This window comes from Agrococcus sp. Marseille-Q4369, assembly GCF_018308945.1.
Taxonomy (GTDB): domain Bacteria; phylum Actinomycetota; class Actinomycetes; order Actinomycetales; family Microbacteriaceae; genus Agrococcus.
In genome coordinates, this window is record NZ_CP070501.1 from 940421 (window position 1) to 965749 (window position 25329).

The following is a 25329-nucleotide window of genomic DNA, read 5'->3' on the forward strand; positions in this document are numbered from 1 at the left end:
GTGGAGACGGCTCCCGGCTACCGCTTCGCGAGCGATGCGGGGTTCAGGCGCGCGAGCACCGACCGCAGCCGCCCCTCCCCCTCGTCGCGGCGCTCGAGCACCGCGTCGCTCAGCGCCCAGGCGGCGTCGATCTCGGGCTCGGTCGGGGGCCTCGGCGCGAACACCGCGCGGTCCACGCGGTGCGCGAGCTCGCGCATCCGCTCGTCCTCGCCGGCTTGCTCGACCCGCGTGCCGCCCTCCGGCGCCGCGTCGCCGCGGTCGCGGAGGCCGTCGACGACCTCCGCCCACGCGCCCTCGGCGCGGTCGCGCGGCTCGTCCGCGCGACGGCGGCGCCTGCGGCGCACGACCTTCGCGACCACGAGCCCGACCGGCAGCGCGGCGACGAGCGCGAGCAGTCCCAGCACCGCCGCGGCTGCGCCGAGCGCCGCGAGCAGCCTCGAGGTGCCGTCCTCGCTGCGCTCCGGCGCGTTCGGCGCCGCGGCGTCGGCGCCCTGGCGCTGCCCGCCGGGCGCGGGCGCGGGCGCCTGCTGCGCGGGCGGCTGCTCGACGATCGCCGGCGCGCCCTGCTCCTGCTCGGGGATCGGGCGCGGCGCGGGCGAGACGTCGATGCTGACCCAGCCCGCCGACGTGCGCACCTCGATCCACGCATCCGCATCGGCGCCGACGACCGCGGTCGGGAGCCCCGGCTCGATCGCATCGGGAGTGAAGCCCACCACGACGCGCGCGTCGAAGCCGAGCTGGCGCGCGAGCAGCATCGCCGCCGTGGAGTACTGCTCGGCGTCGCCGATCATGGGCTCGGTGAAGAGCTCGATGAGCCGCTCGCGCGAGTGGCCGGGGCGAGAGGGCGCCTCGTCGTCGAGCACGCCGTGGCTGATGTAGCCGCTCGCGCGCATGCCGTCGACCATCGCCTGGAGGCGCGCGCCGGGCGTCTCGGCGTCGCCCGTCCAGGCGGCGAGCGCGGTGAGCATCTCCTCCGGCAGCTCGATCGCGGCCCGCCCGGGGTCGGCGGGCACGAGCTCCTGCACCTGCTCGGGCGGGACGATCGGCGCGCCCTGCTCGACCTGCATCTGGAAGCCGTCGCCCGGCCGGAGCCCCGCCTCGACGATGAGGGTGCGGAGGCCGCGGTCGCGGTGCAGCGTCGAGCCGAGCTGCTCGGCGCGCTCGCCGACGAACCGCACGCCGGTGGGCACGCCGACGGTGGGCAGCCACGCGCTCGAGAGCTCGTCGATCGTGATGCCGACGAGCCGGCCGCTGCCCTCCTCGGCGCTCGCGACGCGCTCGAAGCCGGCGCGCTCGACGGTGAGCACCTTCCCGTCGTAGCCGTCGAGGGCGGCGATGCGGATGCGGTCCCCCGGCACGAGGCCCGTGGCGGTGAGCTGACGGGCACCGCGCCGGTCCTCGGCCCAGAACGAGCGGTAGGAGGCCATCGGCGAGGCGCCCGCCAGCTCGACGGACGACGTGCTGCCGCCGCGCAGCACGACGCGCTCCGGGAGCTCGACGAGCGCGCCCGCCGTGCCGGCCGCGATCGCGGCGACGACCGCGACGGCGACGCCCGCGCCGACGCGGCGCGCGAGCGACGAGAGCGCGCGCGGCGCGCGGCTGCGCCGCCTCGCTTGCCGCACGACCGTGATGTAGGCGCCGATCGGCACGAGCGCGATCATGCCGAGCAGCCACGGGACGGGCATCGCGAGCGGGCCCCAGAGGATCGACCACACGCCGATGAGCGCGGGCACGAGCGCGGCCGACTCGGCCGAGCGCGAGCGCAGCGCGATCCACACGCCGATGAGCGTGCCGAAGAGCACGAGCAGCACGGGCGCGATGAGCAGCGCGTCGCTCGTGCCGACGGGCAGCCCGATCGTCAGCAGCCGCCGCCACGACAGCACGGCCGCGGCCGCGGCGTCGACGAGCCCCTCGCCCCACTCGCCGCGCCCGATGCGCTGCGGGGCGGTGAGCGGCACGGCGAGCACGGCGAGCGCGGCGAGCGCGACGAGCAGCATCGAGAGCGAGCCCCAGCGGCGCACCGCCCCGAGGACGCCGATGCCGGCGCCGACGAGCAGCGAGACCGAGACGGCGACGACGAGCTGCAGGGTGCCGAAGATCCACCACATCGGCACGCACGCGGCCGCGATCGCGAGCATGAGCAGGCCGACGCTCGGCGCGCGGCGGATCACGCGCGCCCCGCGTCGCCGATGCCGCGCGAGAGGTCCTCGATCGCGCCGACGGTCGCGACGTCGGCGTCGCCGAGGCGCGCCCTCGTCGGCACCGCCCCGACCGCGGCGCGCACGACGACCGAGACGACGCCCTCCGGCATGCCGTTCGCCGCGGTGCGGAGCTCGCGCGGCGGCACGGTCGAGCCGGTCACGAGCCACGCGACGCTGCCGCGCGCCGTGCTGCGCGCCGCGCGCGCCGTGGCCGCGATGCCGACGCCGCTGCGCGCCTCGAGCACCGCGAGCGCGTCGAGCAGCCGGTCGCGCGTGACCGCGTCGATCGGCCGCACCGGGCCGCGCTCCGCTCGCGGGCTCTCGACGATGCGCAGCGAGCGGCGGTCGGCGATCGCGGCGAGGCCGAGGGTGCCGACGATCGAGAGGGCGAGCTCGAAGTCGTCGCCGTCGTACTCGCGCGGGTCGGTCGAGAGCACGATGAGCGTGTCGGCGCGCCGCGCCGGCTCGAACTGCCGCACGAGCAACGAGCCGTGGCGAGCGCTCGAGCGCCAGTGCACGAGCCGCCGGTCGTCGCCCGGCGCGTACTCGCGCAAGCTGTGGAACGAGACGTCGTCGGCCGTGCGCTCGGCGGCCGCCTCCCCGTCGAGGTCGCGCACGATGCCGCCCGCGCCGCCGGGCAGCCGCACGACGCGCGGGTGCACGACGAGCGTGCGCGTCTCGGTGAGCCGGTGGCGCCGCTCGAGCACGCCGAACGGATCGGTGCGCATGATCGTCGCGGGCCCGATCGTGCGCAGCCCGCGACGGCTCGTGTCGAGCGGCACCGAGCGCAGCACCTTGCCGCCCACGGCGAGCGACGGGATCTCGAGCACCGCCTCCTCGTCGCCGATGTCGAGGTCGATCTGGCGCGGCGTCGCGGCGCGCGTGGGGCGCGAGACCTCGATGAGCGCGAGCGCGTCGGCGCCGACCGGCACGCGCTCGGCGCTCAGGCCGATGCGGGCGCGCGCCCAGCGCTCGCCGACGATCCACGGGATCGCGCCGAGCAGCAGGGTCGCGGCGGCGACGGCCGCGACGAGCGCCTCCGCCCAGCCGAGCGAGCGGGCGAGGAAGACGCCGAGCGCGACGACCGCGAGCAGCGCCCAGCCCCACGGGGTGATGGCGCGCAGGGCGGCGTCGAGCCAGCGCATCGTCAGCGCCTGGGCGGCGCCACGGTGAGCATGAGCTGCTGCACGATGCTCTCGGGCCGGACGTCGTCGAACTCCGCCTCCGGCTGCAGCACGAGGCGGTGCGCGAGCGCCGGCACGGCGAGCGCCTTCACGTCGTCGGGCGTGACGTAGTCGCGGCCGTGGATCGCGGCCCACGCGCGGGCCGTCCGCACGAGCGCGAGCGCGCCGCGCACCGAGACGCCCAGCCGCACCTCGTCGGCCTCGCGCGTCGCGTCGACGAGCCGCGCGACGTAGTCGACGATCGACGCCTCGACGTGCACGCCGCGCACCTGGCGCGCGAGCGCCTGCATGAGCCGCACGTCGGCGACCGGCTCGATCCCCTCGGGCGAGAGCTCGTCGCCCGAGTCGGCGAGGATGCGCAGCGTCGAGGCGTGGTCGGGGTAGCCGATCGACGCCTTGAGCGCGAAGCGGTCGAGCTGCGCCTCGGGCAGCTGGTAGGTGCCCGCGTGCTCGACCGGGTTCTGCGTCGCGATCACCATGAACGGCTGCGGCACGGGGTGCGCGATCCCGTCGACCGTGACGCGCCCCTCCTGCATGACCTCGAGCAGCGCCGACTGCGTCTTCGGGCTCGCGCGGTTGATCTCGTCGGCGAGCACGATGTTCGCGAACACCGGACCGGGACGGTACTCGAACTCCCCGGAACCCTGGCTCCACACGCTCACGCCCGTGATGTCGCCCGGCAGCAGGTCGGGTGTGAACTGGATGCGGTTCGAGGTCCCGGAGATCGCGGTCGCGAGCGCGCGAGCGAGCGACGTCTTGCCGGTGCCGGGGTTGTCCTCGATCAGCAGGTGCCCGTTGCTCAGCATCGCGGTGAGCGAGAGCTGCACGACGTGCGGCTTGCCGACGAGCACGCGCTCGACCTGCTCGACGACCCGCTCGGCGAGCTCCTGGATGGTCGAGACGTCGACGTCCGCGTCGATCGTCCTCGCGTCCGCCCCCGCCGTCGCGTCCACCACAGTGGGCTCCTCCCTGCCGGTCACAGCCCGCATCCCGCCTCGGTCGGCGATGGATCCCTGTGAGGCCCGGACTCCAGATAGGTTACTTGGCCCCATGCCTGCACTCGCGTCGCCCCGGCGGGCACAGCCTGGGTCGCCGGCCGCTCGCTCGTCCACGAGCCGCCGACGAGGTAGCGCGCGAAGACCTCGTCCTGCGCGAGCGGCGTCACGTTGCCCTCGACGCTCGCCTCGAGCGGCACGAGCGGGCGGCACGCCTCGATCGTCGCGCGGAGCCGCAGCGGCACGACCTGACCGACGCGCGTCACCGCCGAGCAGACGCCCTGGGTCGCGCCGGGGGCGCACGCGCGCACCTCGACGCCGACCTGCTCCCCGTACTGGAACGCGGCGCTCGAGGGCGTCAGCCACGAGCCGGCTTGCGCTCGCTGCCACGGACCGCCCGCGACGCGCGCCTCGAGCCACGTGCCGCTCGTGAGCGTCGGCGCGCGGTCGAGGCGCGCGTCGAGGGCGTCCTCGCGCACCTCGGTGACGACGGCGACGGCGGATGCGTCCACGGGCGCGGGCGTGCCGAACACCGGGTCCGAGACCGAGACCGAGCAGTGCCAGCCGTTGTCGGCGGTGACGGCGACGACGGCGCGCGCACCCTGGGCGACGGGCAGGGTCGCGCTGAGCGCGGCGCTCCCCGCGGGGGTGCCGCCGCCCGAGCTGGCGCACGACTGCGACTCTCCGGGCGAGAGCACCCGCGCCGAGTAGCGCACGCTGGCGGCGCCCGCGCGGTCGACCTCCGCCCAGGTCACGGTGACGCTCCCGCCGTCGTGTCCCGTCACGAGCACGGGAGCGGTGCCGGGCACCCCGACGGCCGTGAACGGCACGGGTGCTGCCGGCCAGCGCCAGGCGGCATCGGGCACGCCGGCGCGGTTCGCGGCCGCGACCTCGATCGAGTAGGCGCGGCCCGGCGTGAGCCCCGCGATGACGCTCTGGCGCTCGGCGGCACCGACGCGCACGAGCTGGTCGAGGCCCGAGCCCGAGACGCGCACGAGGTACGCCTCGATCGGGGTGCCGCCGGGCGGCTGCGGCACGCCCTGCCACACGACGCGCATCGAGCCCGGTGTGCTCGCGGGCATCGCCTGCACGCCGGGCACGACCGCGGGCAGCCGGTCGGCGTGCACGGGCTCCGAGGGCTCGGACGGGCGGCTGTCGCCGACCGCGTTCGTCGCGATCGCCTGCAGCCGCAGGTCGACGCCGGCCGGCAGTCCCTCGATGCGGCAGCGGGGCGTCGGCCCGCACGCGACGTCGATGCCGCTCGCGACGTTGACGACGCGGTAGCCGGTGATGGGGCTGCCGTTGCTCGCGGGCGGCTCGATCGACATCATCACGACCCCGTCGACGTGCTCGTCGAACGCCTGCACTGGCGGGGCCGGCGCGTCCGGCACGTCCTGCACCGTCACGGTGATCGGGCTCCACACCCCGCGCTCGGGCACGCCGGCGGCATCGAGCACGAGCACCTGCACGATCGTCGTGCCGATCGCCGCGGTGGACGACGCCGCGATGCGCACCGTCGTGCCGTCGACGACCGCGGTGATGCCGCGCTGCTCGGCGCCCGTCACTCGCAGGCCGCCGATCCGCAGCGGCGTCGCGGGGAACGGATTGGATGCCTCGTCGTCGACGAGCGGCTGCACCTCGGCGCTCGTGCCGCGCCGCACGGTCACGGCGTCGGGCTCGGGCGCGACGAGCGGGGCGGTCGTCGAGATCACCGCGAGCGAGACGGTGCCGGGCACGCCCTCGCCCGCCGCGTCGCGCACGCCGATGCGCAGCTCCGCGCGCGTGCCGCGGTCGGTGCGGTCGAGCGCCCGCACCGTGAGCGTCGAGCCCTCGATCCTGGCCTGGAAGCCGGCTGGCACCTCGTCGAGGATCGACCACGACGCGCCCGCGATCCGCGCCGGGTCGGGCGCCCGCGTGACCCGTGCGAGGTCGATCGAGCGCTCGGTGCCGGGCTCGAGCTGCACGAAGGAGCCGAGCACCGTGAGCGGCACCCCGTCGCCGGGCAGCACTTCGATCGGCAGCACGATCGTGCCGATCCGCCCCTCGGGATCGGTGGGGCTGTCGCCGTCGGTGACCTCGAACGTGATGCTCGCCGGCCCGAAGTACCCCGGCTCGGGCACGAACCGCAGCGTCTTCTCGTCGATCACCGGGTTCGAGCCGTCCGTCGGCGCCGCGCGCACGGCGCTCGCGTCGGTCAGCATCGCCCCCTCGCCGTCGACGGTGTCGACGACGTCGTCGATCGCGATCTCGAGCGTCTCGCCCGCGCGCGCCGCGAGCGGCGCGACGCCGGGCTTGAGCTGCGGCAGCGCGTCGAGGCGGCCGGGCACCGCGATGACGGCCGTCGCGCTCGCGCCGCCTGCGTCGTCGCGCTCGACCGCGAACGGCACGAATCGCGTGCGGTCGCCGATGGGGATCTCGATGGTGCCGTCGTCGCGGAGCGTCACGCCCTCGGCGGGCAGCGGGAGGCTCGCGCGCAGCACATCGGTGCGGCCGTCGCGCACCGTCGCCTGCGCGAGCGGGTCGATGCGCACCGCCTCCGCCGACGCGATCGACTGGATGGGCACCTGCACGTCGGTGACGTCGGGCGCGGGCGGCGGCGCGTCGGGGTCGACGTCGATGCGCAGCCAGCTCGCGGCAGCGGTGCCGGCGGAGTTCTCGACCGTGACGACGATGCCGAGGTCGGATGCGTCGGGCGCGGCGGAGACGAGCACGGCACCGTCGCGGATGGACGCGGTCGCGCCCGGCGAGGCGGTGTCGACGTCGACGATCTCGAGCGGCAGCCCCGCGGGGTCGCGGTCGTTGTCGAGCACCGGCACGACGAGCGTCGAGTCTGGCCGCATGGCAGCGGAGTCGGCGCCCAGGACGGGCGGCAGCGCGGGCCCCGGCTCGACGACGATGACCCGCACGACGCCCTCACCGGTCGCGCCGAGGTCGTCGGTGATGCGGTAGCGGAACTCGTCGGTGCCGCGCGAGTAGTCCCCCGCCTGGTAGCGGAGCGTCGAGCGCCCGAGCTGCGTGACGAAGCCGCGCGTCGGCGCGGTCGAGGGGCCGAGCAGCTGCACGGGATCGCCGTTCGGGTCGGCGTTCGAGAGCGGCAGCGCGAGGTCGACGCTCGCGCCCGCGACGACGCGCGCCTCGATTGCCGGCGCGGTGGGCGCCGCATTGGTCGTGCGCGCCGCCGCGGCGACCTGCATCGTGATGCCGGCCGTCGACGACTGGCCGTCCGGTCCGCGCACGGCGTAGGTCGCCGTGAACGTGCCAGGCTCGTCGGGCGCGACGAACCGCATCCGGTCGCCGTCGACGAACAGCAGGCCGGCCTCAGGCGGCGCGACGATCGCGGGATCGAGCTCGAGCGCGAGCCCGTCGGGCTGCTCGTCGTTGACGAGCACCGGGATGTCGACGAGCCCGCCGGGGCGCACGGTCACCTCGTCGTCGCGCGCGATGGGCGCCTGCACCGACGCCGTGCCGGTCGACGAGACGCGCAGCTCGCCCTCGGCGCTCTGCACGCCGTTCGTGACGGTGTAGCGCACGCTCGCCTGCTGCGCGAGCTCGTCGGTGAGCGTGAGCCGCAGCTGCTCGGCATCGACGACCTCCGCGCGCACGGCGGTGTCGTCGCTCGCGGCGTTCAGGAGCGCGACGACGCCGCCGGAGGGGTCGAGCGCGAGGTCGTCGACGTCGAGCTCGACCGTGCCGAGCGCCGGGAGCGCCGCGCGCGCCGGCATCGTGATGGGCGGGCTCGACGCGTCGGCGGCCTCGAGCACCCGCACGACGACGCGCCCCTCCTGCGTCGCGGTGCCGTCGGTGACGACGTAGGAGAAGCGCATGAGCCCCGCGTCGGTCGGCTGCACCCGGATGGTGCCGTCGGCGAAGCTCGGCTCGACGGGGTAGTTCGGTGCGACGACGTTGTGGAGGCTCAGCTCGCCCGCGCCGCCCTGGGCCGCGAGCAGAGGCTCGAGCACGAGCTGCTGCCCCACGCGCGTGACGGCCGTGACGGGCTGCGCCGAGATCGGCACCGCGCCGGCGTGCACGGTGAGCACGATCTCCTCGGTCGCCTCCGCTTGCCCGTCGGTGACCGTGACGAGCACCCGGCGCTCGGTGCCCGTACCGCCGTCGGTGAACTCCAGCCGGCCATCGGCGCGCACGCTCACGCGGTCTGGGGCGGCGGCCTCGGCGCTGACGAGCGCGAGCGCGTCGCCCTCGGGGTCGACCCAGCCGTCGAGCGCGTCGAGGGCGATGGTCCTGCCGGCCTCGAGCGTCGCGCGCACGGGGCGCTCGAGCACGGGCGGCTCGTTGCCCTCGCGCAGCGCCACGGTCGCGACCGCCCGATCGCTCTCGGCGCCGTCCGAGATGCGGTAGTCGATGCGGGTGGGCCCGGCCGCGGGCGCCTCGAAGCGGATGCCGCGCCCGTCGGGGGTGATGGCGGCGGATGCGTCGGCCCGGTCGAGCTCGACGCTGGTGATGAGGATGGGGTCGCCGTTCGCGTCGCTGTCGTTGAGCAGCACGGGCAGCACCGTCACCTCGCCCGGGCGCGCGCCGAGCTCGTCGTCCTGCGCGACGGGCGGCTCGGGCGCCGCCTCGACGGCCTCCTCGACGGCCTCGTCGTCGATCGGCGCCTCGGGCGCGGGCTCGTCGTCCTCGAGCTGCCAGCCCGTGATGCGGCGGCCGTCGCGGTCGATCGACCACGCGTCGCCCGAGCCGACGTCGGTGACCGCCGTCGCGCTCCCGCGCTGCAGGATCCGCAGGCTCGCGTCGATCGGCACGCCTTGCAGCGAGAGGACGACGGGCTCCTCCCCCTCGCACGAGCGCCAGCCGGTGCCGCCCTGCCAGGCCGCGTACGCGCATCCGTCGCTCACGACCGGCCTCGCCGGCTCGCCGCTCGCGCCCGACGCGAGGGTCGTCGCGGCCGGCACGCCGAGCTGCTGCCGCACGAGGGCTGTGTCGGTCGCGTAGAGCACGGCGGATGCGCTCGGTCCGGGCTCCTGGAGGCGCACGCCGGTCTCGTCGAGGGCGCGCTGCCACGAGCTCGTCGAGAGCACGCCCGAGCCGGCGTCGTAGAGCACCCACTCGTCGCCGAGCGCCGTGAGCTGCAGCTCGGGCGCGGCGGGCGAGACGGGGGCGCGCTCGCTCGAGACGGTCTCTCCCGCGTCATCGACGCGCAGCACCCGGCCGAGGCCCGGTGACGCGGCGAGCAGGCTCTCCTCGCCGAGCACGGCGACGCCGCCGCGGCCGAGCGCCACGACGGGTTCGTCGAGCGGCGTGCCCTCCGCGATCGCGCCGGTCGTCGTGCGCCACACGTCGCCGGTCGCGGGCGACGTGATGACGACGCGGTCGTCGCGCGCGGCGACGGCGGCCCCCGCGACGATCGGCACCGCCGGGCCGGCCTGCGCCTCCCCCTCGCGCACGACGCGCACGGTGGATGCGCTGCGGTCGACGACGACGGTGCCCGACGGCGTCTGCAGCGCCTCGTGGACGCCGCCGACCTGGACGGTGCGCTCGATCGTGCTGTTCGCGGTGTTGGCGAGCCCGATCGCGCCGGCGCTCGAGTTCGCGATCCACACGCTCGAGCCGTCGAGCTCGGGCTCGAGCGCCTGGTAGCCGGGGGCGACGACGGCGCCGACGACGATCCCCGCGGTGAGGAGTCCGCCGAGGACGAGGCCGGCCCGCGCCCTCACGGCAGCGGCTCTCCGCAGGCCTCGGTCGGCTCCCCGGTCGAGCCGTCGCGGTTGACGGCGACCCAGATGCACAGCTGCTCGCCAGCCGCGCCCGTGAGGGTGAACTCGCGGCCGCCCTGGATGACCGCATCCCCCGTCGAGGTGCGCACGTGGAAGGTGTCGGTGTCGACGAGGCCCGGGTCCTCCCAGCCGAACACGACCCGGCCCTCCGCGGGGCTCACTGCGATCTCCTGCACGACCGGGATCTGCGACGAGACGCTCGAGAGCGCGAACGCCGCGACGGTGATGAGCCCGAGCACGACGACGGTCGCGGCGGCGATGCCGAGGCCGATCGCGAAGCGCTTCGGCTTCGGCGGCTGGCGACGGCCCGTCGACTGCGAGATGTCGACGCGGCTGCCCGTGATGCCGGGAGCGCGACGCGACCTGCGCTGGCGCAGCCGCAGCGCATCCGAGTCCTCCTCGACCTCGTCGCCGTCGACGATGGGCTCGGCGGCCCACGCGTCGACCTCGACCTCGATGGGCGTGACGTCGAAGCCGAGCTCGCGCTGCACGCGCTGCAGCTCACCCAACAGCTCCTCGACGCTCCCGTGACGATCGCCGGGCCTCGCCGCGAGCGCCTTGTCGAGCACGGGGCGCAGCGCCGCGGGGATCGCGCGCGAGGGCAGCAGGTCGTGGGCGATGATGCGGTCGGAGAGCGCGGCGTGGTCGTTCGCCCGGCCCGGCTGCTCGGCGGGGCTGCGACCCGCGATGAGCGAGAAGAGCGTCGCGGCGAGCGACCACACCTCGGTCGCGATCGTGCCACCGGTCTCGCCGCGCAGCATCTCGGGCGCCGCCCACGGCACCGAGACGCCCGCGGCCTCGCTCGCGTCGTGCTGGAGGCCGGCGATCCCGAAGTCGCTCAGCACCGGGTGCCCGAACGAGGTCGTGAGGATGTTGGCTGGCTTGATGTCGCGGTGCAGCACGCCGGCCCGATGCGCGGTCTCGACCGCCGCGCCGATGCGGATCGCGACGCGCAGCGCCGCCTCGGGCGCGAGCGGGTCGGTGCGGAAGCGCTCGCCGAGCTCGGGGTTCGCGAGCTCCATCACGAGGTAGGGGCGGCCGTCGCTCGCGACCGAGGCGCCGTAGACGGTGAGGATGCTCGGGTGCGACGAGAGGCGACCCATGAGGTTGACCTCGGTGCGGAACGAGCGGCGCACGTCCTCGTCGACGAGCTCGGCGAGCAGCACCTTGACCGCGACGGGGCGGCGGGGCAGCGCCTGCTCGTAGAGGAAGACGTCGGCGTACCCGCCCGTGCCGAGCACGTGGAGATGCGAGAAGCCGGGCAGGACCGGCGGCGCGGAGGGGAGCCGCCTGGCCATCAGGACCGCCGCGGCTCCTCGTCGCGGAGCGTCGTGCGCGGCACGGTCCGGTCGACGTCGTCGACGCTCGGCGCGCGCGTGACGTCGATGACGATCACCGAGACGTTGTCGCGCCCCCCGGAGTCGAGCGCCGCGGCGACGAGTGCCTGCGCCGCGGCGGCCGGGTCGTCGTGCTCCCACAGCAAGCGCTCGATGTCGACGTCGTGCACTTCCTTCGTGAGGCCGTCGGAGCACACGAGCAGGCGCAGCTGCGGCATGATCGGCAGCAGGAAGTAGTCGGGCACGGGGTCGATGCCGGCGCCGACGCCGCGCGTGACGACGTTCGCCTCCGGGTGCGTCTCGGCCTCCTCCTCGGTGAGCAGGCCCGCGTCGATGAGCTCCTGCACGACCGAGTGGTCGACGGTGATGCGCGTGAGTCGCTCGCCGAGCATCGCGTAGGTGCGCGAGTCGCCGACGTTGAAGACGGCGAAGTGGGGCGCGCCCTCGTGCAGCGCGAACGCGCAGCCCGTGACCGTCGTGCCCGCGGAGCCCTCGCCGACGCCGAGCAGCTCGATCGCGTCGGTCGCGCGGCGGAGCGCGTCGACGACGTCGACCGGTTCGACGGCCGGGAGCTCCCGGAGGTCTGCGAGCTGCTCGACGACCGCCTTGCTCGCGAGGTCGCCGTGCGAGTGACCGCCCATCCCGTCGGCGACCGCGAAGACCGGCGGCTGCGTGATGAGCGAGTCCTCGTTGTGCTGGCGGCGGAAGCCGGTGTCGGTCATGCCTGCCCAGCGCACCGCGAACTGCTGGGCCTCTGGCCCCTGGGTTGCGTGCTCGCCGCTCGCCGCTCCGATGTGGGTCACGTCCTCCAGTCTCCCACGCCGCGCGCCCGCTGCTCGCACCGCGCGCTCAGCGGCAGCGGCCGAGGAACGCTCACAAGCGGCCCTTGAGGATGCGGTGCCAGTAGATCTGCGGGAGCGCGTGGCGATCGAGCAGGTACCAGAGCGGGCTCGAGCGGATCTCGCCCCGTGCCGGGATCGGGAGCGAGCGGCGCAGGCTGAGCTCCCGGTCGTACTCGCCGAACGAGAGGCTGCTGCGCGAGGTGGCGATCGGCGCGACGGTGTAGCCGTCGTAGCGCTCGAGCGGCTCGCCGGCGCGGGCGCGACGGATGTTCTCGACCGCGATCTTCACCTGCTCGCGCAAGCCGCCGCCGGTGCGCGCGTCGCCGATGTCGGCGACGTCGCCGATGACCCAGACGCGCGGATGCGCGGGGTGACGGAGCGTCTCGGGGTCGACGGCGGCGAATCCCCCGGTGCCGTGGGCGTCGAGGCCGGAGGCCCCGATGACGTCGGGCGCGCGGTACGGCGGGTGCAGGTGGACGAGGTCGGCGCGCTCGGCGATCGTGCCGCGCGGCCCGGCGAGGTCGACCTCGTCGCCGCGCAGGGCGACGACGTGGGTCGCGGGTCGCGCCTCGATGCCGTAGCGGTCGAGGTGGCGGCGGATCTCCACCGCGATCGCGTCGACGGGGTGCAGCTCGTCGCCGTCGTGCACGAGGATCACCTCGATCGCGTCGAGCACGCCGTTCGCGCGCCACGTGTCGCACGCGATGAAGAGCGGCTTGAGCGCCGTCTCGCGACCCGAGACCGGCTGCCCGCGCAGCTCGAAGATCGCGCGGCCCGAGGTCAGGCCCGCGATGCGCTCGCGGGTGCGGGCGAGCTCGGTGTCGACGTAGGTCGTGATGGCGAGGCCGCTCGCGAGCGCCTCCGCCGCGCCGGGCAGCAGGCTCCAGTCGATGACCGCGCCGGTCGCGATGATGAGGTCGCGCCCACGGACGACGGAGCCGTCGGCGCAGCGCACCTCGCGCCGTGCCGGGTCGATCGCGACCGCCGATGTGCGATGCCACTCGACCCCGTCGGGGATGAGCGACGCCTGCGGCCGGGACAGCTCGTCGTCGCTCGCGAGGCCGGTGGCGACGTAGTTCTGCAGCGGCTTGTAGACGTGCCGCTCGGAGGGCTCGATGAGCCCGACGTCCGGAGAACCGCGCCGCCGCAGGTGCGCGGCTGCCGAGAGTCCGCCGTTGCCCCCACCGACCACCAGGACGTCGTGCACTCGCTCTGCCGCCATGGCCCGACGCTACTCCCGCGTGGCTGGGCGTGCACCGGCCTCCCCGCCCGACCACAGCACCCAGTCCGGCGCGCCCTTCGCGTCGACGATGTCGCGCAGCAGCGGAGCCATCGTGAGCGCGGGGTCGATGGCCATCGCGAGCTCGGCGCACCGCCCCGCGGACCGGCCGCGACCGAGGAAGAAGTGCAGGAAGCCGACGATGACGAGCACCGGCGCGCGCAGCTCGAGCGGCGTCGCCTCGGCGATCGCCGTCCAGCGCTGCAGCCGGTCGCGGAGCCGATCGACGTCGGGAGCCGGCCCGACGCCGAGGAAGCGGTTCGCCGCGGCCTCCGTCGCCGCATCGCCCTCGATCGCGTCGAGCGTGCGCTCGGCCGACGAGGTGCCGTCGATCGCGAGCTCGATCGCGAGATCGCGCTGCGCGGGGCTCACGACGAGTGCGATCGCGAGCGCCGCTGCCTTCGTCGGGTCGATGCCGAGCGCGGTCGGCCCCTCCTCGAGGCGGTCGGCGAGCGAGACCGCGAGCTCGAGCGCGGCGATCGGGTCGTCGCGCGCGGCAGCGACGACGCCGCCCTCCAGCGCGCCGAGCCACGCGGCGACCTCGAGCGCGGCGGCGCTCCCCCGGCCCTCGGGCACGCCGGGGATCGGCGGCAGCTCCGGCACGCCCGGCGCGGGGTCGTCGAGCAGCTCGAGCTCGGCGAGCGGGCCGCGCGCGCCCGCGGGCGCCGAGTAGTCGCCCCACGCGTCGGGCGCGAGCGCGAGCACCTCGAGCACGCGCATGCCCGCCCGCTCGAGCCGTCGGGCGACGTGCCCGAGCTCGTCGGCGAGCGGCAGTCGGCCGGCACCGAGCGGCTGCGCGAGGCACGCGACGAGCACGACCGCGTCGGCCCTGCGCGCGCCTCGGCGCACCGCGTGGGCGATCGGCGCGGCCGAGCGGCGGTCGGGCAGGTCGAGCGCCATGGGCATGCCCGAGCGGCCGCGCGAGAAGGGCAGGGCGACGAGCGACGGCGCCTCCGTGTGCCCGACGAGCCGGGGCAGCATGCGCAGCAGCGACTGCGGGGTGCGGATCTTGACGGTCTCCATGCGCGCAGGGTGCGGCATCGCGCCGTCGGGCCGAGAGCGTTCCCCGCGGACCTGTGGAGAGCCGCGGCGAGCGCGCCTTGCCAGATACCCCCAGGGGGTATAGGTTCGCAGCATGAGCGGGATTCGACGAGACGAGCACGAGGCGCACGAGCACGGGGGCGCGCCGCAGCCGCACGAGCGCCACCAGCATCAGCACGCCGCGCACCACCAGCACGAGCACGCGGCGCACGCCCAGCGCCCGCAGCACGAGCACGCAGCGCATGCCCAGCACCCGCAGCACGCCGAGCACCGCGATCACGGCGACCACACCGGACACGCGGGCCATGCCGGCCACGGCGACCACGTCGCCCTCTACCGGCGCCTGTTCTGGTGGATGCTCGCGCTCGCGATCCCGACGGTGCTGCTGAGCGGCATGTTCGCGTCGATCGTCGGGTACGCCCTCCCGGACGCGCCCGGGCTGCGCTGGGTCTCCCCCGCGCTCGGCACCGTCATGTTCGTGGTGGGCGGCCGGCCCTTCCTGACCGGCGCGGTCGACGAGCTGCGCTCGCGCCGGCCGGGGATGATGCTGCTGATCGCGCTCGCGCTCACGACCGCGTTCATCGCGTCGTGGGCGGCGTCGCTCGGCTTCGCCGACCACCACCTCGACTTCTGGTGGGAGCTCGCGCTCCTCGTCGTCATCATGCTGCTCGGCCACTGGCTCGAGATGCGCTCGCTCGCGCAGACCTCGTCGGCGCTCGACTCGCTCGCGGCGCTCCTGCCCGACGAGGCGGAGCGCGAGACGCCGTCCGGCATCGAGCGCGTCGCCCCGGCGGCGCTGCGCGTCGGCGACGTCGTGGTCGTCCGCCCTGGCGCTCGCGTGCCGGCCGACGGCGCGATCGTCGAGGGCAGCGCGAGCTTCGACGAGTCGATGATCACGGGCGAGTCGCGCCCCGTCGCGCGCGGCGCGGGCGAGCGGGTCGTCGCCGGCACGGTCGCGACCGACTCGGGCGTGCGGGTGCGGGTCGACGCCGTCGGCGACGCGACGGCGATCGCGGGCATCCGCCGGCTCGTCGCCGACGCGCAGGCGTCGACCTCGAGGGCGCAGCGGCTCGCCGACCGGGCTGCGGGCTGGCTCTTCTGGTTCGCGCTCGGCGCCGCCGCGATCACCGCCGTCGCGTGGAGCGCGCTCGGCGCCCCGGACGACGCGATCGTGCGCACGGTGACGGTGCTCGTGATCGCGTGCCCGCACGCGCTCGGCCTCGCGATCCCGCTCGTCGTCTCGATCGCGACCGAGCGCGCCGCGCGCGGCGGCGTCCTCGTCGCCGATCGGCTCGCGCTCGAGACCATGCGCCGCGTGGACGTCGTGCTGTTCGACAAGACCGGCACGCTCACGGCCGGCGAGCCGACGGTGCTCGACGTGCTCGCCGTCGACGGCGACGCCGACCGGGTGCTCGCGCTCGCCGCGGCGGCGGAGCGGCCGAGCGAGCACCCGCTCGCCCGCGCGATCGTGCGCGCGGCCGAGCGCGCCGCGCTCGACGTGCCCGACGCATCCGACTTCTCCTCCTCCCCCGCGGTGGGCGTCACGGCCGTCGTGGAGGGAGCGCGCGTGCGCGTGGGTGGCCCGCATCTGCTCGACGAGGAAGATGTCGCGGAGCTGCCCGCCGTCGAGGCGTGGCGCGCGGAGGGCGCGATCATCCTGCACGTCGTCGTCGACGGGGAGGTCGTCGGCGCGCTTCGGCTCGCCGACGCGATCCGGCCCGAGTCGAGGGAAGCGGTGGATGCGCTCCATCGGCTGGGCGTCGAGGTCGCGATGGTCACGGGCGACGCCGACGCGGTCGCCCAGTCGGTCGCGCGCGAGCTCGGCATCGACCGCGTCGCCGCGAATGTGCGCCCCGAGCACAAGGAGCGCGAGGTCGCGCGGCTGCAGGACGAGGGGCGCACCGTCGCCTTCGTCGGCGACGGCGTGAACGACGCGCCCGCGCTCGCGCGCGCCGACGTGGGCCTCGCGATCGGTGCCGGCACCGACGTCGCGATCGCCTCTGCCGACGTGATCCTCGCGAGCTCGGACCCGCGGAGCGTGCTCTCGGTCGTCGAGCTCTCGCGCGCGAGCGCCCGCAAGATGGTGCAGAACCTGTGGTGGGCTGCGGGCTACAACCTGCTCGCCGTGCCGCTCGCGGCCGGCGTGCTCGCCCCCTTCGGCTTCGTGCTGCCGATGTCGGTCGGAGCGCTCCTCATGTCGCTCTCCACGATCGTCGTCGCCCTCAACGCGCAGCTGCTCCGCCGCCTCGACCTCGACCCGGCGGCGAGCGCCGCCCGCGTGCTCGACGCAGCGCCCTGGGCCGCCGCTCGGCAGGAGGCGGCTACCGTGTCGGCATGATGCGCACCCGACCCCCGCTGCAGGGATCGTTCGGAGCCGTCGCCTCGACGCACTGGCTCGCATCGTCGAGCGGCATGTCGGTGCTCGAGCGAGGCGGCAACGCGGCCGACGCGGCCGCGACGGCGGGCTTCGTGCTCCACGTCGTCGAGCCGCACCTCAACGGCCCCGGCGGCGACCTGCCCGCGATCGTGCGCGTGCCCGGCCGGGAGCCGCGAGTGCTCGCCGGGCAGGGCCCGACGCCCGCGGCCGCGACGATCGAGCGGATGCGCGCCGAGGGCATCGAGCACATCCCGGGCACCGGCCTCCTCGCGGCCGTCGTGCCCGGCGCGGTGCCCGCGTGGCTCACGCTGCTGCGCGACCACGGCACGTGGACGCCCGGCGACGTGCTCGCCTACGCGATCGAGCTCGCCGAGCGCGGCCACCGGGTGCTGCCGCGCGTCGCCCGCACGATCGCGGGCCGCGCCGAGTTCTTCCGCGAGCACTGGCCCGCGTCCGCCGACCTCTGGGCCGACCCGGCGCCCGAGCCGTGGGACGTCATCCGCAATCCCGTGCTCGCCGGCACGTACCGCCGGCTCGCCGACGCGGGCAGCGGCCTCTCGCGCGAGGCAGCGTGCGACGCGGCGATCGCCGCCTGGAGCGAGGGCTTCGTCGCGGAGGCGATCGACCGGCACTCGCGGCACGCGGCGATGGACTCCTCGGGCGCGGCCCACGCGGGGCTCCTCACGGGCGACGACCTCGCCGCGTGGCGCCCCTCGTGGGAGCCGACGACGTCGATGCCGTGGCGCGGCACCACCGTGCACAAGGCGGGCGCGTGGTCGCAGGGCCCCGCGATGCTCGAGGCGCTCGGCATCGTCGAGCCGCTCCTGCCCGAGCGGTCGGATGCGTTCACGGCCGACATCGTGCACGTCGCGGCCGAGGCGATGAAGCTCGCACTCGCCGATCGCGACGCGTGGTTCGGCGACGGCGCCGACCTCGAGCGCCTCCTCGACCCCGCCTACCTCGCCGAGCGCCGCGCGCTCATCGGCGACCGCGCCTCGCTCGAGCTGCGGCCCGGCGCGCTGCGGGGCGAGGCGCGCCTCGCGGCCGTGCGCGTCGCCGAGGAGGCGCCCCGCACGCCCCGCTCCGGCACGGGCGAGCCCACGCGCGGCGACACGTGCCACATCGACGTCGTCGACAAGGACGGCATGGTCGTCTCGGCGACCCCGTCGGGCGGCTGGCTGCAGTCGAGCCCGACGATCGGCGAGCTCGGCTTCTGCCTCGGCACGCGCGCCCAGATGCTCTGGCTCGAGGAGGGCCTGCCCACGAGCCTCGCCCCGCGCATCCGCCCCCGCACGACCCTCTCGCCGACGATGCTCGTCGACCACGACGGTGCGGTCGCCGCGCTCGGCACGCCCGGCGGCGACCAGCAGGACCAGTGGCAGTTCGCGATGCTGCTCGGCATGCGCGTGCTCGGCCTCGACCCGCAAGCATCGATCGACGCGCCCTCGTGGCACCTGACGCACCTCGTGTCGTCGTTCGAGCCGCGCGTGTGGGAGCCGGGCGGTCTGCACGTCGAGTCGCGGCTCGGCGAGGCGGTCATCGACGACCTGCGCTCGCGCGGGCACGTGGTGACGGATGCGGGGCCCTGGTCGCTCGGTCGCCTCTCGTTCGCGTCGCACGAGCCTGGCGGACCGGGCGAGGGCGGCACGATCCGCGCCGCCTCGAACGCGCGCGACGAGCAGGGCTACGCCGCGCTGCGCTGCGCGCTAGGCGAAGGTCTCGGAGATCGCCTCGACCGTCGCGGCGTCGAGCCGGCCCTCGCCGGCCGCCGCGTTCTGCGCGACCTGCTCGGGCTTCGTGGCGCCGGCGATGACGCTCGTGACCGCCTGCTGCGCGAGCAGCCACTGGAAGGTCACCTCGAGCATCGAGCGACCGGTGCCGCGCACGACCTCCTCGTAGCGCTCGAGGCGGGCCCAGTCGGTCTGCTCGAGCAGCTGCGGCTTGAGGCGCGTGAGGCGCGCGTCGGCGGGCGACGACGCCTGCGAGTACTTGCCCGTGAGCAGCCCGTTCGCGAGCGGGAAGTAGGGCAGGAAGCCGAGCCCGGCTTCGAGCACCGCGGGCAGCACCTCGCGCTCGACGCCGCGCTCGACGAGCGAGTACTCGTCCTGCGCCGTCGAGAAGCCGTTGGGGGTTGCGACGGCGGCCGCGTCGCGGATCTGCTCGGCGGAGAGGTTCGAGTGGCCGTAGGCGCGGATCTTGCCCTCGGCGACGAGCTCGTCGAGCGCCTCGACGGTCTGCTCGATCGGCGTCACCGGGTCGGGCGTGTGCAGCTGGTACAGGTCGATGTGCTCGACCTGCAGGCGGCGCAGCGACGCCTCGACGGCCTTGCGGATGTAGCCGCGGGCGCCCTTCGCGCCCCACTCCTCGGTGCCCTCGATCGCGAAGTCCTGGTGGCCCCACTTCGTCGCGAGCACGATCCTGTCGCGCGCGGCGCTCCCGGCCTTCGAGAGGGCGACGCCCATGAGCGACTCGGAGGTCGTCGCGGGGTTGCCGTAGATGTCGGCGGTGTCGAAGAGCGTGATGCCGTGGTCGATCGCCGCGTGGATGACGGCGTCGGTGCCCGCTTGGTCCTCGGTGACCGTGCCCTTGCGGCCGAAGTTGTTGCAGCCGAGCCCGATGGGCGAGACCTCGATGCCGGAGTTGCCGAGAGTGCGCGTCATGCGCTCAAGCCTAGATCGCGCGCGGGCGGCGATCCTGCACGGCTACCGGCCGGGCTTCGCGCTCCGCGCTGCCGACGGCTTGCGTGGCTTCGGCACCTGCGTCGCCGCGATCGTCTGCACGGTCTCGAGCAGCCACTCGAGGTCGCCGAGCCGGTCGACGTCGACGATCCCGTAGGGCTTCGAGCCCGGGTACGCCTCGCCGCGCGCGAGCGGCTCGGTGAGCTCCGCCGCCTCGGGCACGAGCTTGAGCAGCAGCGTGTCGTCGCACACGAACGCGAAGACGCGGTCGTCGCAGTAGAGGGCGTGCTCCCCGAACATCGGCTGCAGGCGGATCGGCAGCGGGTCGAGGGCATCGAGGATGCGCTCGAGCGTCTCGGGCCGGTTCGGCATGCGTCGATCATGGCACCGGCCGCTGCCGGGCGTCAGAGCTGCTGGAGCACTCCGGAGCGCTCGACGACCTCGAGCGCGAGGGTCTTGTAGCCCTCCTCGTCGAAGAGCACCGTGATGCGGTCGCCGTCGTCGCTCACGACGCCGCCCTCACCCCACGACTCGTGCCGCACGCGCTGGCCCACGGTCCAGTCCCCCGCGGTGTCGGACGACGCATCCGCCGACTCGCGCGCCTCCTCGATGCGCTCGGCCGAGCCCGAGCGGCACGTGTCGCACGCGCCGCACAGCTCGGGCAGCTCCTCGCCGAAGTAGCCGAGCAGGAACCGTCGCCGGCAGCCGCTCGTCTCGGCGTAGCCGCGCATCATCTCGACGCGCGAGCGGTCGACGCGGCGCCGCGCCTCGGCGATGCGAGCCGCCTCCTCGACCGCGGGCTTGACCGTGCCCTCCCGCCACACGAGGTCGCCGTCGTCGGTCGTCTCGACCGCCCCCGCTTGCTCGAGGAGGTTGACCGCCGAGGTGAGCCGGCTCGCGCCCACGTCGAGCCGCTCGCGCAGCCGCTCGGGCGGAACGGGCTGCTTCGCGCGCCGGACGCGCGCGGCGACCGCCGAGAGCATGTCGACATCGGCTCCGCCGCCCGTCCGGAAGCGGTGCACGCCGAAGTCCTCCTGGCGGTGGAAGAGCGCCGCGAGCGCTGGTTCGCCGTCGCGGCCGCCGCGCCCGATCTCCTGGTAGTACGAGTCGAGGGAGTCGGGCGGCGCGGCGTGCAGCACGAAGCGCACGTCGGCCTTGTCGATGCCCATGCCGAACGCCGACGTCGCGGCGACGACCTCGGCGCTGCCGTCGCTGAACGCGTCGTGGACGCGCTCCCGCTCGACCCGCGACATCCCCGCGTGGTACGACTCGGCGCGCACGCCGGCCTCGGCGAGCGCAGCGGCGTAGCGCTCGGCGTCCTTGCGCGTCGCGACGTAGATGAGCCCGGGCTTCGCCTCGGCGATCGCTCGCTCGACGATCGCGTCGCGCTTGGCGTCGTCGTCGCTGTGCCGCTGCACCTCGAGGAAGATGTTGGGGCGGTCGAAGCCGCGCACGACCTGGCGCGGCTCTCGCATGCGCAGCCGCTCGACGATCTCCTCGCGCACGGGCGGTGCGGCGGTCGCGGTGAGCGCGACGGTCGTCGGGTGCCCGAGCGCCTCGACGACGTGGCCGAGCCTGAGGTACTCGGGCCGGAAGTCATGGCCCCACGCCGAGACGCAGTGCGCCTCGTCGACGACGAGGAGCGACGGCTGCAGCTCGCGCAGCCGCTCGAGCACCTCGTCGCGCGCGAGCTGCTCGGGGGCGAGGAAGACGAACTCGGCGTCGCCCGCCTCGAGCTCCTCCCACGCCTCGCGGTTCTCGCCGACGCGCTGCGAGGAGTTGACGGCGACCGCGGGGTCGGCGCCCATCTCCTCGAGCTGCTCGACCTGGTCGCGCTGGAGGGCGATGAGCGGCGAGACGACGACCGTGAGCCCCTCGAGGAGCTTCGCGGCGAGCTGGTAGATCGCCGACTTGCCGTGACCCGTCGGCATGACGGCGAGCACGTCGTGCCCTTCGAGGGCGGCTTCGACCGCCTCGCGCTGCCCTGGCCGAAGGTCGTCCCAGCCGTACTCGCGGGCGGCGGCGAGGATGCGGTCCCCCGCGCTTCCCCGATCGGTTCCGGCGGTCTGATCGGTGCGCGAGGAGCGGGGAGGCATGCGGCGATGCTAGATCGCCCGCCTGATCGCGGGCCGCGCGGCGGATGCGTCGGGAGGGCCCGCGCCGGGTCAGAACGGCGCTGGCGGCTCGTGGTCGGGCCAGGGCTCGGGCGGCGGCGGCGGGTCATCGCCTCCGACGGGCGTGAGGAAGTACGCCATCCACTCGTCGAGCGGGACCTTGCCCGACATCATGCGGACCAGCTCGGGGTCTGGCGGGGGTCGATCGGCCCACGGGTGCCGAGACGGTGGCCCCGCGGGCGGGGGCAGCGCGGGCTCGAGCTCGGCGAACGTCGGCCCGATCGGCCGAGGCTCGTCGACGATCACCTCGCCGAGCGGCGACGTCCACTCGATGACGCCGTGGTCGAGCTGGCGCATGCTCCAGCGCGAGGCGTGCTTGAGCATGTGATCGCTGCGGCAGAGCGGAGGCTGTCGCGCGAATGTCGTCCGGGTCGACGGCGACGGGTATCGGCAGTCGCGGCGAGCGCGCGGGGCGTGCCCGCCGGGCAGCTATGCCCCTGCGGTGCGCAGCTTCAGGAGGTTGTGTGCGGCGCAGATGAGGCGCCATTCGCTCTGGACTGCGTCGATGCCTCGGCGGGTGAATCGTCGGTAGCCGAGGTTGCCCTTGATGTTGCCGAAGACCGGTTCAATCGTGTGCTGGCGCTGGGCGTAGAGGGCGGAGCCGCGTGGCTCGGCGAGCTTCTCGTCCATCACGGCCCTCGCGATCGACGGTTCGACGGCCTCGCCGCGGACGTGGGCGAGCATGGAGTTGATCCGGGTGCCGGAGACCATGAGCTCGCCGGCGGCTTCTCGCTTGTTGATCTCGCCGCGATTCAGGCGCTCGATCACGGGCAGCCATTCAGCCGGCGTCGGTTCCGCAGCGCGCCCAGCTCGAGGTCCGTCCTTGCCGAAGTAGCGCTTGGTCATGTCGCCGACCCACGTGTAGGAGACGCCGAGGATCTCGCCCGCCTTGCGCTGGGAGAGCTCGCCCCGGTTGACCTTCGCCAGCACTGACAGCTTGTGGTCGTCGGGTCGCTCGGCACGGTGATCGGCGGGCTTCTTCGTCGCGATCAGCACCTCGGCGCCGACATCGGCGGTGCCGTTCGCGGCGGTCCAGTAGCCGGCGTCGGCGACGAACGTGCCGACCGGCTCGTCGTGGCCGGCGTCGGCGAGGTTCTCGGTGACCGCGGTCGCCATCGGCACGAAGTGCGGCTGGTCATTGGTGGTGACGGTGACCTCGGCGGCGACCACGATCTGGCCGCCCGCGGTCGCCGCGGTCTGCGCGTTGTAGCCCTGCATCGCGCCGCGCCCGGTGTTCGGGATGATCCGCGAGTGCGGGTCGGTGGTGTTCGCCCGTCGCGGCTTCGCCCGCCGCGCCGTGTCGGGCCGCGGTTTCGGGCCGGTCAGTTGCTTGCCTGAAGCGGCCTCCTTCCGCTCCCGCTCCGCGACCCGCGACTCGTAGTCGCGCGCCTTCTCCCGCTCCAGCTCGTCCAGCGCGGCCCGAATCCGCTCGCGCCGGTCCCGGCCGCCGGACCATGCCGCGGGCAGCTCGTCGCCGCGGCGATCGCCGAACAGGGCGTCCTCGGCCGCGTCGGTCTGCTCCGCCTCGTCGAGGATCTCGGCGGCGAGATCCTCGCGCGAGCGGTTCGCGAAGAACGACGCGTCCGCGGCGATCTTCGTCCCGTCGATCGCGATCATCCCCGCATCGACGATCCCCGCCTTCACGCAGAGCCCGAGCACCTGCCCGAACAGCGCCGCGATCGCCTCCTGGTGCCGCGATCGGAACCGCGCCAGCGTCGCGTGATCCGGCGTCTGGTTCACCGCCAGCACGCGGTAGGCGACGTCCTCGACCAGCTTCCGCTCGATGCGCCGAGAGGAGCGCTCGCCGGTGCAATAGGCGTAGAGCAACACGCCCAGCATCAGCGCCGGATCGTAGACCGCGCCGCCGCGACCATCGGCCCGGTACGACGCGTAGAACGCTGTGAGATCGAGCTCCGCGACCGTGTCCAGCACGAAGAACGCGAGGTGGTCTTCAGGGAGCCACTCCCGCACCGACGGCGGCATCAGGAACAGCTGATCGAGATCCCCAGAGCGCACGTTCACGGCCATGGCCCATTCTCCCGCGACCCCTCCGCAGACCCACGCAGGCACGCCATTCATGCGACAGCCTCAGCGTCGCGAGGTTGTCGATCGAGGTCGGGCCGCCCTGCGCCCACGCGATCGTGTGGTCGAGGTCGGCGCGACGCCCGCTGCACGCGCAGCCCGGCGTGCGACACCCGCCATCGCGCGCACGCAGCCAGCGCAGCTGCTCAGCGCTCGGCCGCCGGGAGTCGACCGTCACCGCGACGCCCGAGACCGGATCGGTGAAGAGCCGCTCCCACACGGTCACGCCGAGCGCGAGTCGCCGCGCGGTCTCGGGGTCGACGAGCACGCGGCCGTCGAGCGCCGCGGGGAACCGCAGCGCTGCCGGGTCGAGTGCCGGGCCGTCGCCGGGTGCGCCCGCGGCGATGAGCGTCGTCGCCGGGATGAGCACCGAGACGTTGCCGGTGAGGTTGTCGAGCCCGTGCACGCCGTCGGGTACGACGCCGCCCATGACGACCTCGCACAGCGCGTCGGCGCAGAACTGGTCGAACGTGCGCGGGTCGTCCTTCGGCTTGCTCCGCGCGGCCTGCGCGAGGCGGTCGAGCATCGCCATGCCGCGCACGACGGGCACGCGCGCGATGAGGTCGCCCATGCCGTCGCCGACGTCGACGAACCGGACGCTCCGCTGCTCCCTGGCTCTGTCGTAGCGCTGCTGCAGCGGCTCGGTGAGCGCCGAGTCGACGATGCGCTTCGAGCGAGCCCGCAGCCGGCCGGGCGAGGTGGTCTCGGCGAGCGCGACGAGCTCTCGCTCGACCCGGCGCCGGTCGTCCTCGGGGGTGTCGCCACTCGCGCGGAGGCCGCGCGTCTCGCCCTCGATCGCCCGCAGGTGCGCGAGCGTCATGCGGCCGGCAGCCGCCGACTCGTGAGCGGCAGGCAGCTCGGTGACGATCTGCCACGCCTCCTGCATGCGGGCCTCGACGCTCCGCCGCGACAGGCCCAGGGCGACGGCTGCGATCGACGCGAGCTCGCGCACGGCCATCGCGGTGTCTCCCGGGCCATCGAGGGCCCGCTGGACGTGCCGCGCCATGAGCGCGCGGCGCTCCCCCTCGATGCGCGCGGAGCGCAGCTCGATCGCGCGCATTCGGTGCGCGAACTCGTCGTCAGCGGCGAGCCGCGCGAGCTCCGGCGGCAGCGGCTCGTCGACGTGCGACAGCTCCCACTCGAGCATCGCGACGAGCTTGCCGCTGCGCACGAGCCCGAACGAGGCGCGCATCACGCGGAAGCCGCGTGCCTCCGCGTCGCGGTCGCGCAGCTCGAGCGCGAGCTCCTCGCCCGAGCGCCCGAGCGGATCGAGCACGGCGCCTGCCCGGATGAGGGCGATCACCGCCCGGGCATCGACGCCGGCGGCAGCGAGCGCGGCGGCATCGAAGATGCCCTCCTCGTGCTCCGTGCCCTCGTGCATGCGCGCATCACATCACGGGCCACTGA

Annotated in this window: 15 protein-coding genes and 1 pseudogene; 2 read left to right on the plus strand and 14 right to left on the minus strand. The window is 75.0% G+C overall.

What is annotated here, in order from left to right:
• Positions 1 to 17: 17 nt before the first annotated feature.
• The 8 genes from JSQ78_RS04785 to JSQ78_RS04820 all read right to left on the minus strand — a co-directional run bounded on the left by JSQ78_RS04785 (position 18) and on the right by JSQ78_RS04820 (position 14593).
• Complete coding sequence (locus JSQ78_RS04785; RefSeq protein ID WP_211449812.1) at positions 18 to 2171, minus strand: transglutaminase-like domain-containing protein; 2154 nt, start codon at positions 2169 to 2171, stop codon at positions 18 to 20.
• On the minus strand, positions 2168 to 3346 hold the full coding sequence (locus tag JSQ78_RS04790; RefSeq protein ID WP_211449814.1) for a DUF58 domain-containing protein: 1179 nt from the start codon (positions 3344 to 3346) through the stop codon (positions 2168 to 2170). The genes JSQ78_RS04785 and JSQ78_RS04790 overlap by 4 nt, the downstream gene beginning before the upstream one ends.
• 2 nt (positions 3347 to 3348) lie before the next feature.
• Positions 3349 to 4341 (minus strand): AAA family ATPase, encoded by a 993-nt coding sequence (locus JSQ78_RS04795; RefSeq protein WP_502756135.1) that lies wholly within the window; start codon positions 4339 to 4341, stop codon positions 3349 to 3351.
• Positions 4342 to 4361: 20 nt separating this feature from the next.
• Entirely contained in the window at positions 4362 to 10052 is a 5691-nt protein-coding gene (locus JSQ78_RS04800) for a fibronectin type III domain-containing protein (RefSeq protein WP_211449818.1), read from the minus strand.
• Positions 10049 to 11410 carry a serine/threonine-protein kinase gene (locus JSQ78_RS04805; RefSeq protein ID WP_211449820.1) on the minus strand — a complete coding sequence of 454 codons (1362 nt, stop codon included), beginning with the start codon at positions 11408 to 11410 and terminating at the stop codon, positions 10049 to 10051. The genes JSQ78_RS04800 and JSQ78_RS04805 overlap by 4 nt, the downstream gene beginning before the upstream one ends.
• On the minus strand, positions 11410 to 12252 hold the full coding sequence (locus tag JSQ78_RS04810; RefSeq protein ID WP_249295926.1) for a PP2C family protein-serine/threonine phosphatase: 843 nt from the start codon (positions 12250 to 12252) through the stop codon (positions 11410 to 11412). Before JSQ78_RS04810 ends, JSQ78_RS04805 begins: the two co-directional genes overlap by 1 nt.
• A 70-nt stretch (positions 12253 to 12322) precedes the next feature.
• The gene (locus tag JSQ78_RS04815) at positions 12323 to 13513 is read right to left on the minus strand and encodes an NAD(P)/FAD-dependent oxidoreductase (RefSeq protein WP_211449822.1); all 1191 of its coding nucleotides are present in this window, start codon (positions 13511 to 13513) and stop codon (positions 12323 to 12325) included.
• A 9-nt stretch (positions 13514 to 13522) separates the two neighbouring features.
• Entirely contained in the window at positions 13523 to 14593 is a 1071-nt protein-coding gene (locus JSQ78_RS04820; RefSeq protein WP_211449824.1) for a DUF4192 family protein, read from the minus strand.
• A 112-nt stretch (positions 14594 to 14705) separates the two neighbouring features.
• Between JSQ78_RS04820 and JSQ78_RS04825 the strand changes: the two genes are divergently transcribed.
• Both JSQ78_RS04825 and JSQ78_RS04830 read left to right on the plus strand, forming a co-directional pair.
• Complete coding sequence (locus tag JSQ78_RS04825; protein WP_211449826.1) at positions 14706 to 16949, plus strand: heavy metal translocating P-type ATPase; 2244 nt, start codon at positions 14706 to 14708, stop codon at positions 16947 to 16949.
• A gap of 74 nt (positions 16950 to 17023) precedes the next feature.
• Positions 17024 to 18622: pseudogene (locus JSQ78_RS04830) on the plus strand (gamma-glutamyltransferase family protein); the annotation flags it as partial.
• Between the two features lie 72 nt (positions 18623 to 18694).
• On the opposite strand, the gene JSQ78_RS04835 reads toward JSQ78_RS04830, so the two are convergent.
• From JSQ78_RS04835 to JSQ78_RS04860, 6 genes are all read right to left on the minus strand, one after another.
• Positions 18695 to 19648 (minus strand): aldo/keto reductase, encoded by a 954-nt coding sequence (locus tag JSQ78_RS04835; RefSeq protein WP_211449827.1) that lies wholly within the window; start codon positions 19646 to 19648, stop codon positions 18695 to 18697.
• A gap of 42 nt (positions 19649 to 19690) precedes the next feature.
• Positions 19691 to 20038, minus strand: a complete 348-nt coding sequence (locus tag JSQ78_RS04840; protein WP_211449829.1) for a TfoX/Sxy family protein — start codon at positions 20036 to 20038, stop codon at positions 19691 to 19693.
• A 32-nt stretch (positions 20039 to 20070) separates the two neighbouring features.
• A complete protein-coding gene (locus JSQ78_RS04845; RefSeq protein WP_211449831.1) occupies positions 20071 to 21762 on the minus strand; it encodes a RecQ family ATP-dependent DNA helicase in 1692 nt (563 codons plus the stop codon).
• Between the two features lie 69 nt (positions 21763 to 21831).
• Complete coding sequence (locus tag JSQ78_RS04850) at positions 21832 to 22164, minus strand: hypothetical protein (protein WP_211449833.1); 333 nt, start codon at positions 22162 to 22164, stop codon at positions 21832 to 21834.
• A 105-nt stretch (positions 22165 to 22269) separates the two neighbouring features.
• On the minus strand, positions 22270 to 23868 hold the full coding sequence (locus JSQ78_RS04855) for a transposase (protein WP_211449835.1): 1599 nt from the start codon (positions 23866 to 23868) through the stop codon (positions 22270 to 22272).
• On the minus strand, positions 23792 to 25303 hold the full coding sequence (locus tag JSQ78_RS04860) for an HNH endonuclease signature motif containing protein (RefSeq protein ID WP_211449836.1): 1512 nt from the start codon (positions 25301 to 25303) through the stop codon (positions 23792 to 23794). Before JSQ78_RS04860 ends, JSQ78_RS04855 begins: the two co-directional genes overlap by 77 nt.
• Positions 25304 to 25329 lie beyond the last annotated feature (26 nt).

Coding starts and splice junctions, on each gene's coding strand:
- JSQ78_RS04840 (WP_211449829.1), bottom strand. CDS start 20,038: ATGCCGAACCGGCCCGAGACGCTCGAGCGCATCCTCGATGCCCTCGAC.
- JSQ78_RS04845 (WP_211449831.1), bottom strand. CDS start 21,762: ATGCCTCCCCGCTCCTCGCGCACCGATCAGACCGCCGGAACCGATCGG.
- JSQ78_RS04850 (WP_211449833.1), bottom strand. CDS start 22,164: ATGCTCAAGCACGCCTCGCGCTGGAGCATGCGCCAGCTCGACCACGGC.
- JSQ78_RS04855 (WP_211449835.1), bottom strand. CDS start 23,868: ATGGCCGTGAACGTGCGCTCTGGGGATCTCGATCAGCTGTTCCTGATG.
- JSQ78_RS04860 (WP_211449836.1), bottom strand. CDS start 25,303: ATGCACGAGGGCACGGAGCACGAGGAGGGCATCTTCGATGCCGCCGCG.
- JSQ78_RS04815 (WP_211449822.1), bottom strand. CDS start 13,513: ATGGCGGCAGAGCGAGTGCACGACGTCCTGGTGGTCGGTGGGGGCAAC.
- JSQ78_RS04835 (WP_211449827.1), bottom strand. CDS start 19,648: ATGACGCGCACTCTCGGCAACTCCGGCATCGAGGTCTCGCCCATCGGG.
- JSQ78_RS04825 (WP_211449826.1), top strand. CDS start 14,706: ATGAGCGGGATTCGACGAGACGAGCACGAGGCGCACGAGCACGGGGGC.
- JSQ78_RS04805 (WP_211449820.1), bottom strand. CDS start 11,410: ATGGCCAGGCGGCTCCCCTCCGCGCCGCCGGTCCTGCCCGGCTTCTCG.
- JSQ78_RS04820 (WP_211449824.1), bottom strand. CDS start 14,593: ATGGAGACCGTCAAGATCCGCACCCCGCAGTCGCTGCTGCGCATGCTG.
- JSQ78_RS04790 (WP_211449814.1), bottom strand. CDS start 3,346: ATGCGCTGGCTCGACGCCGCCCTGCGCGCCATCACCCCGTGGGGCTGG.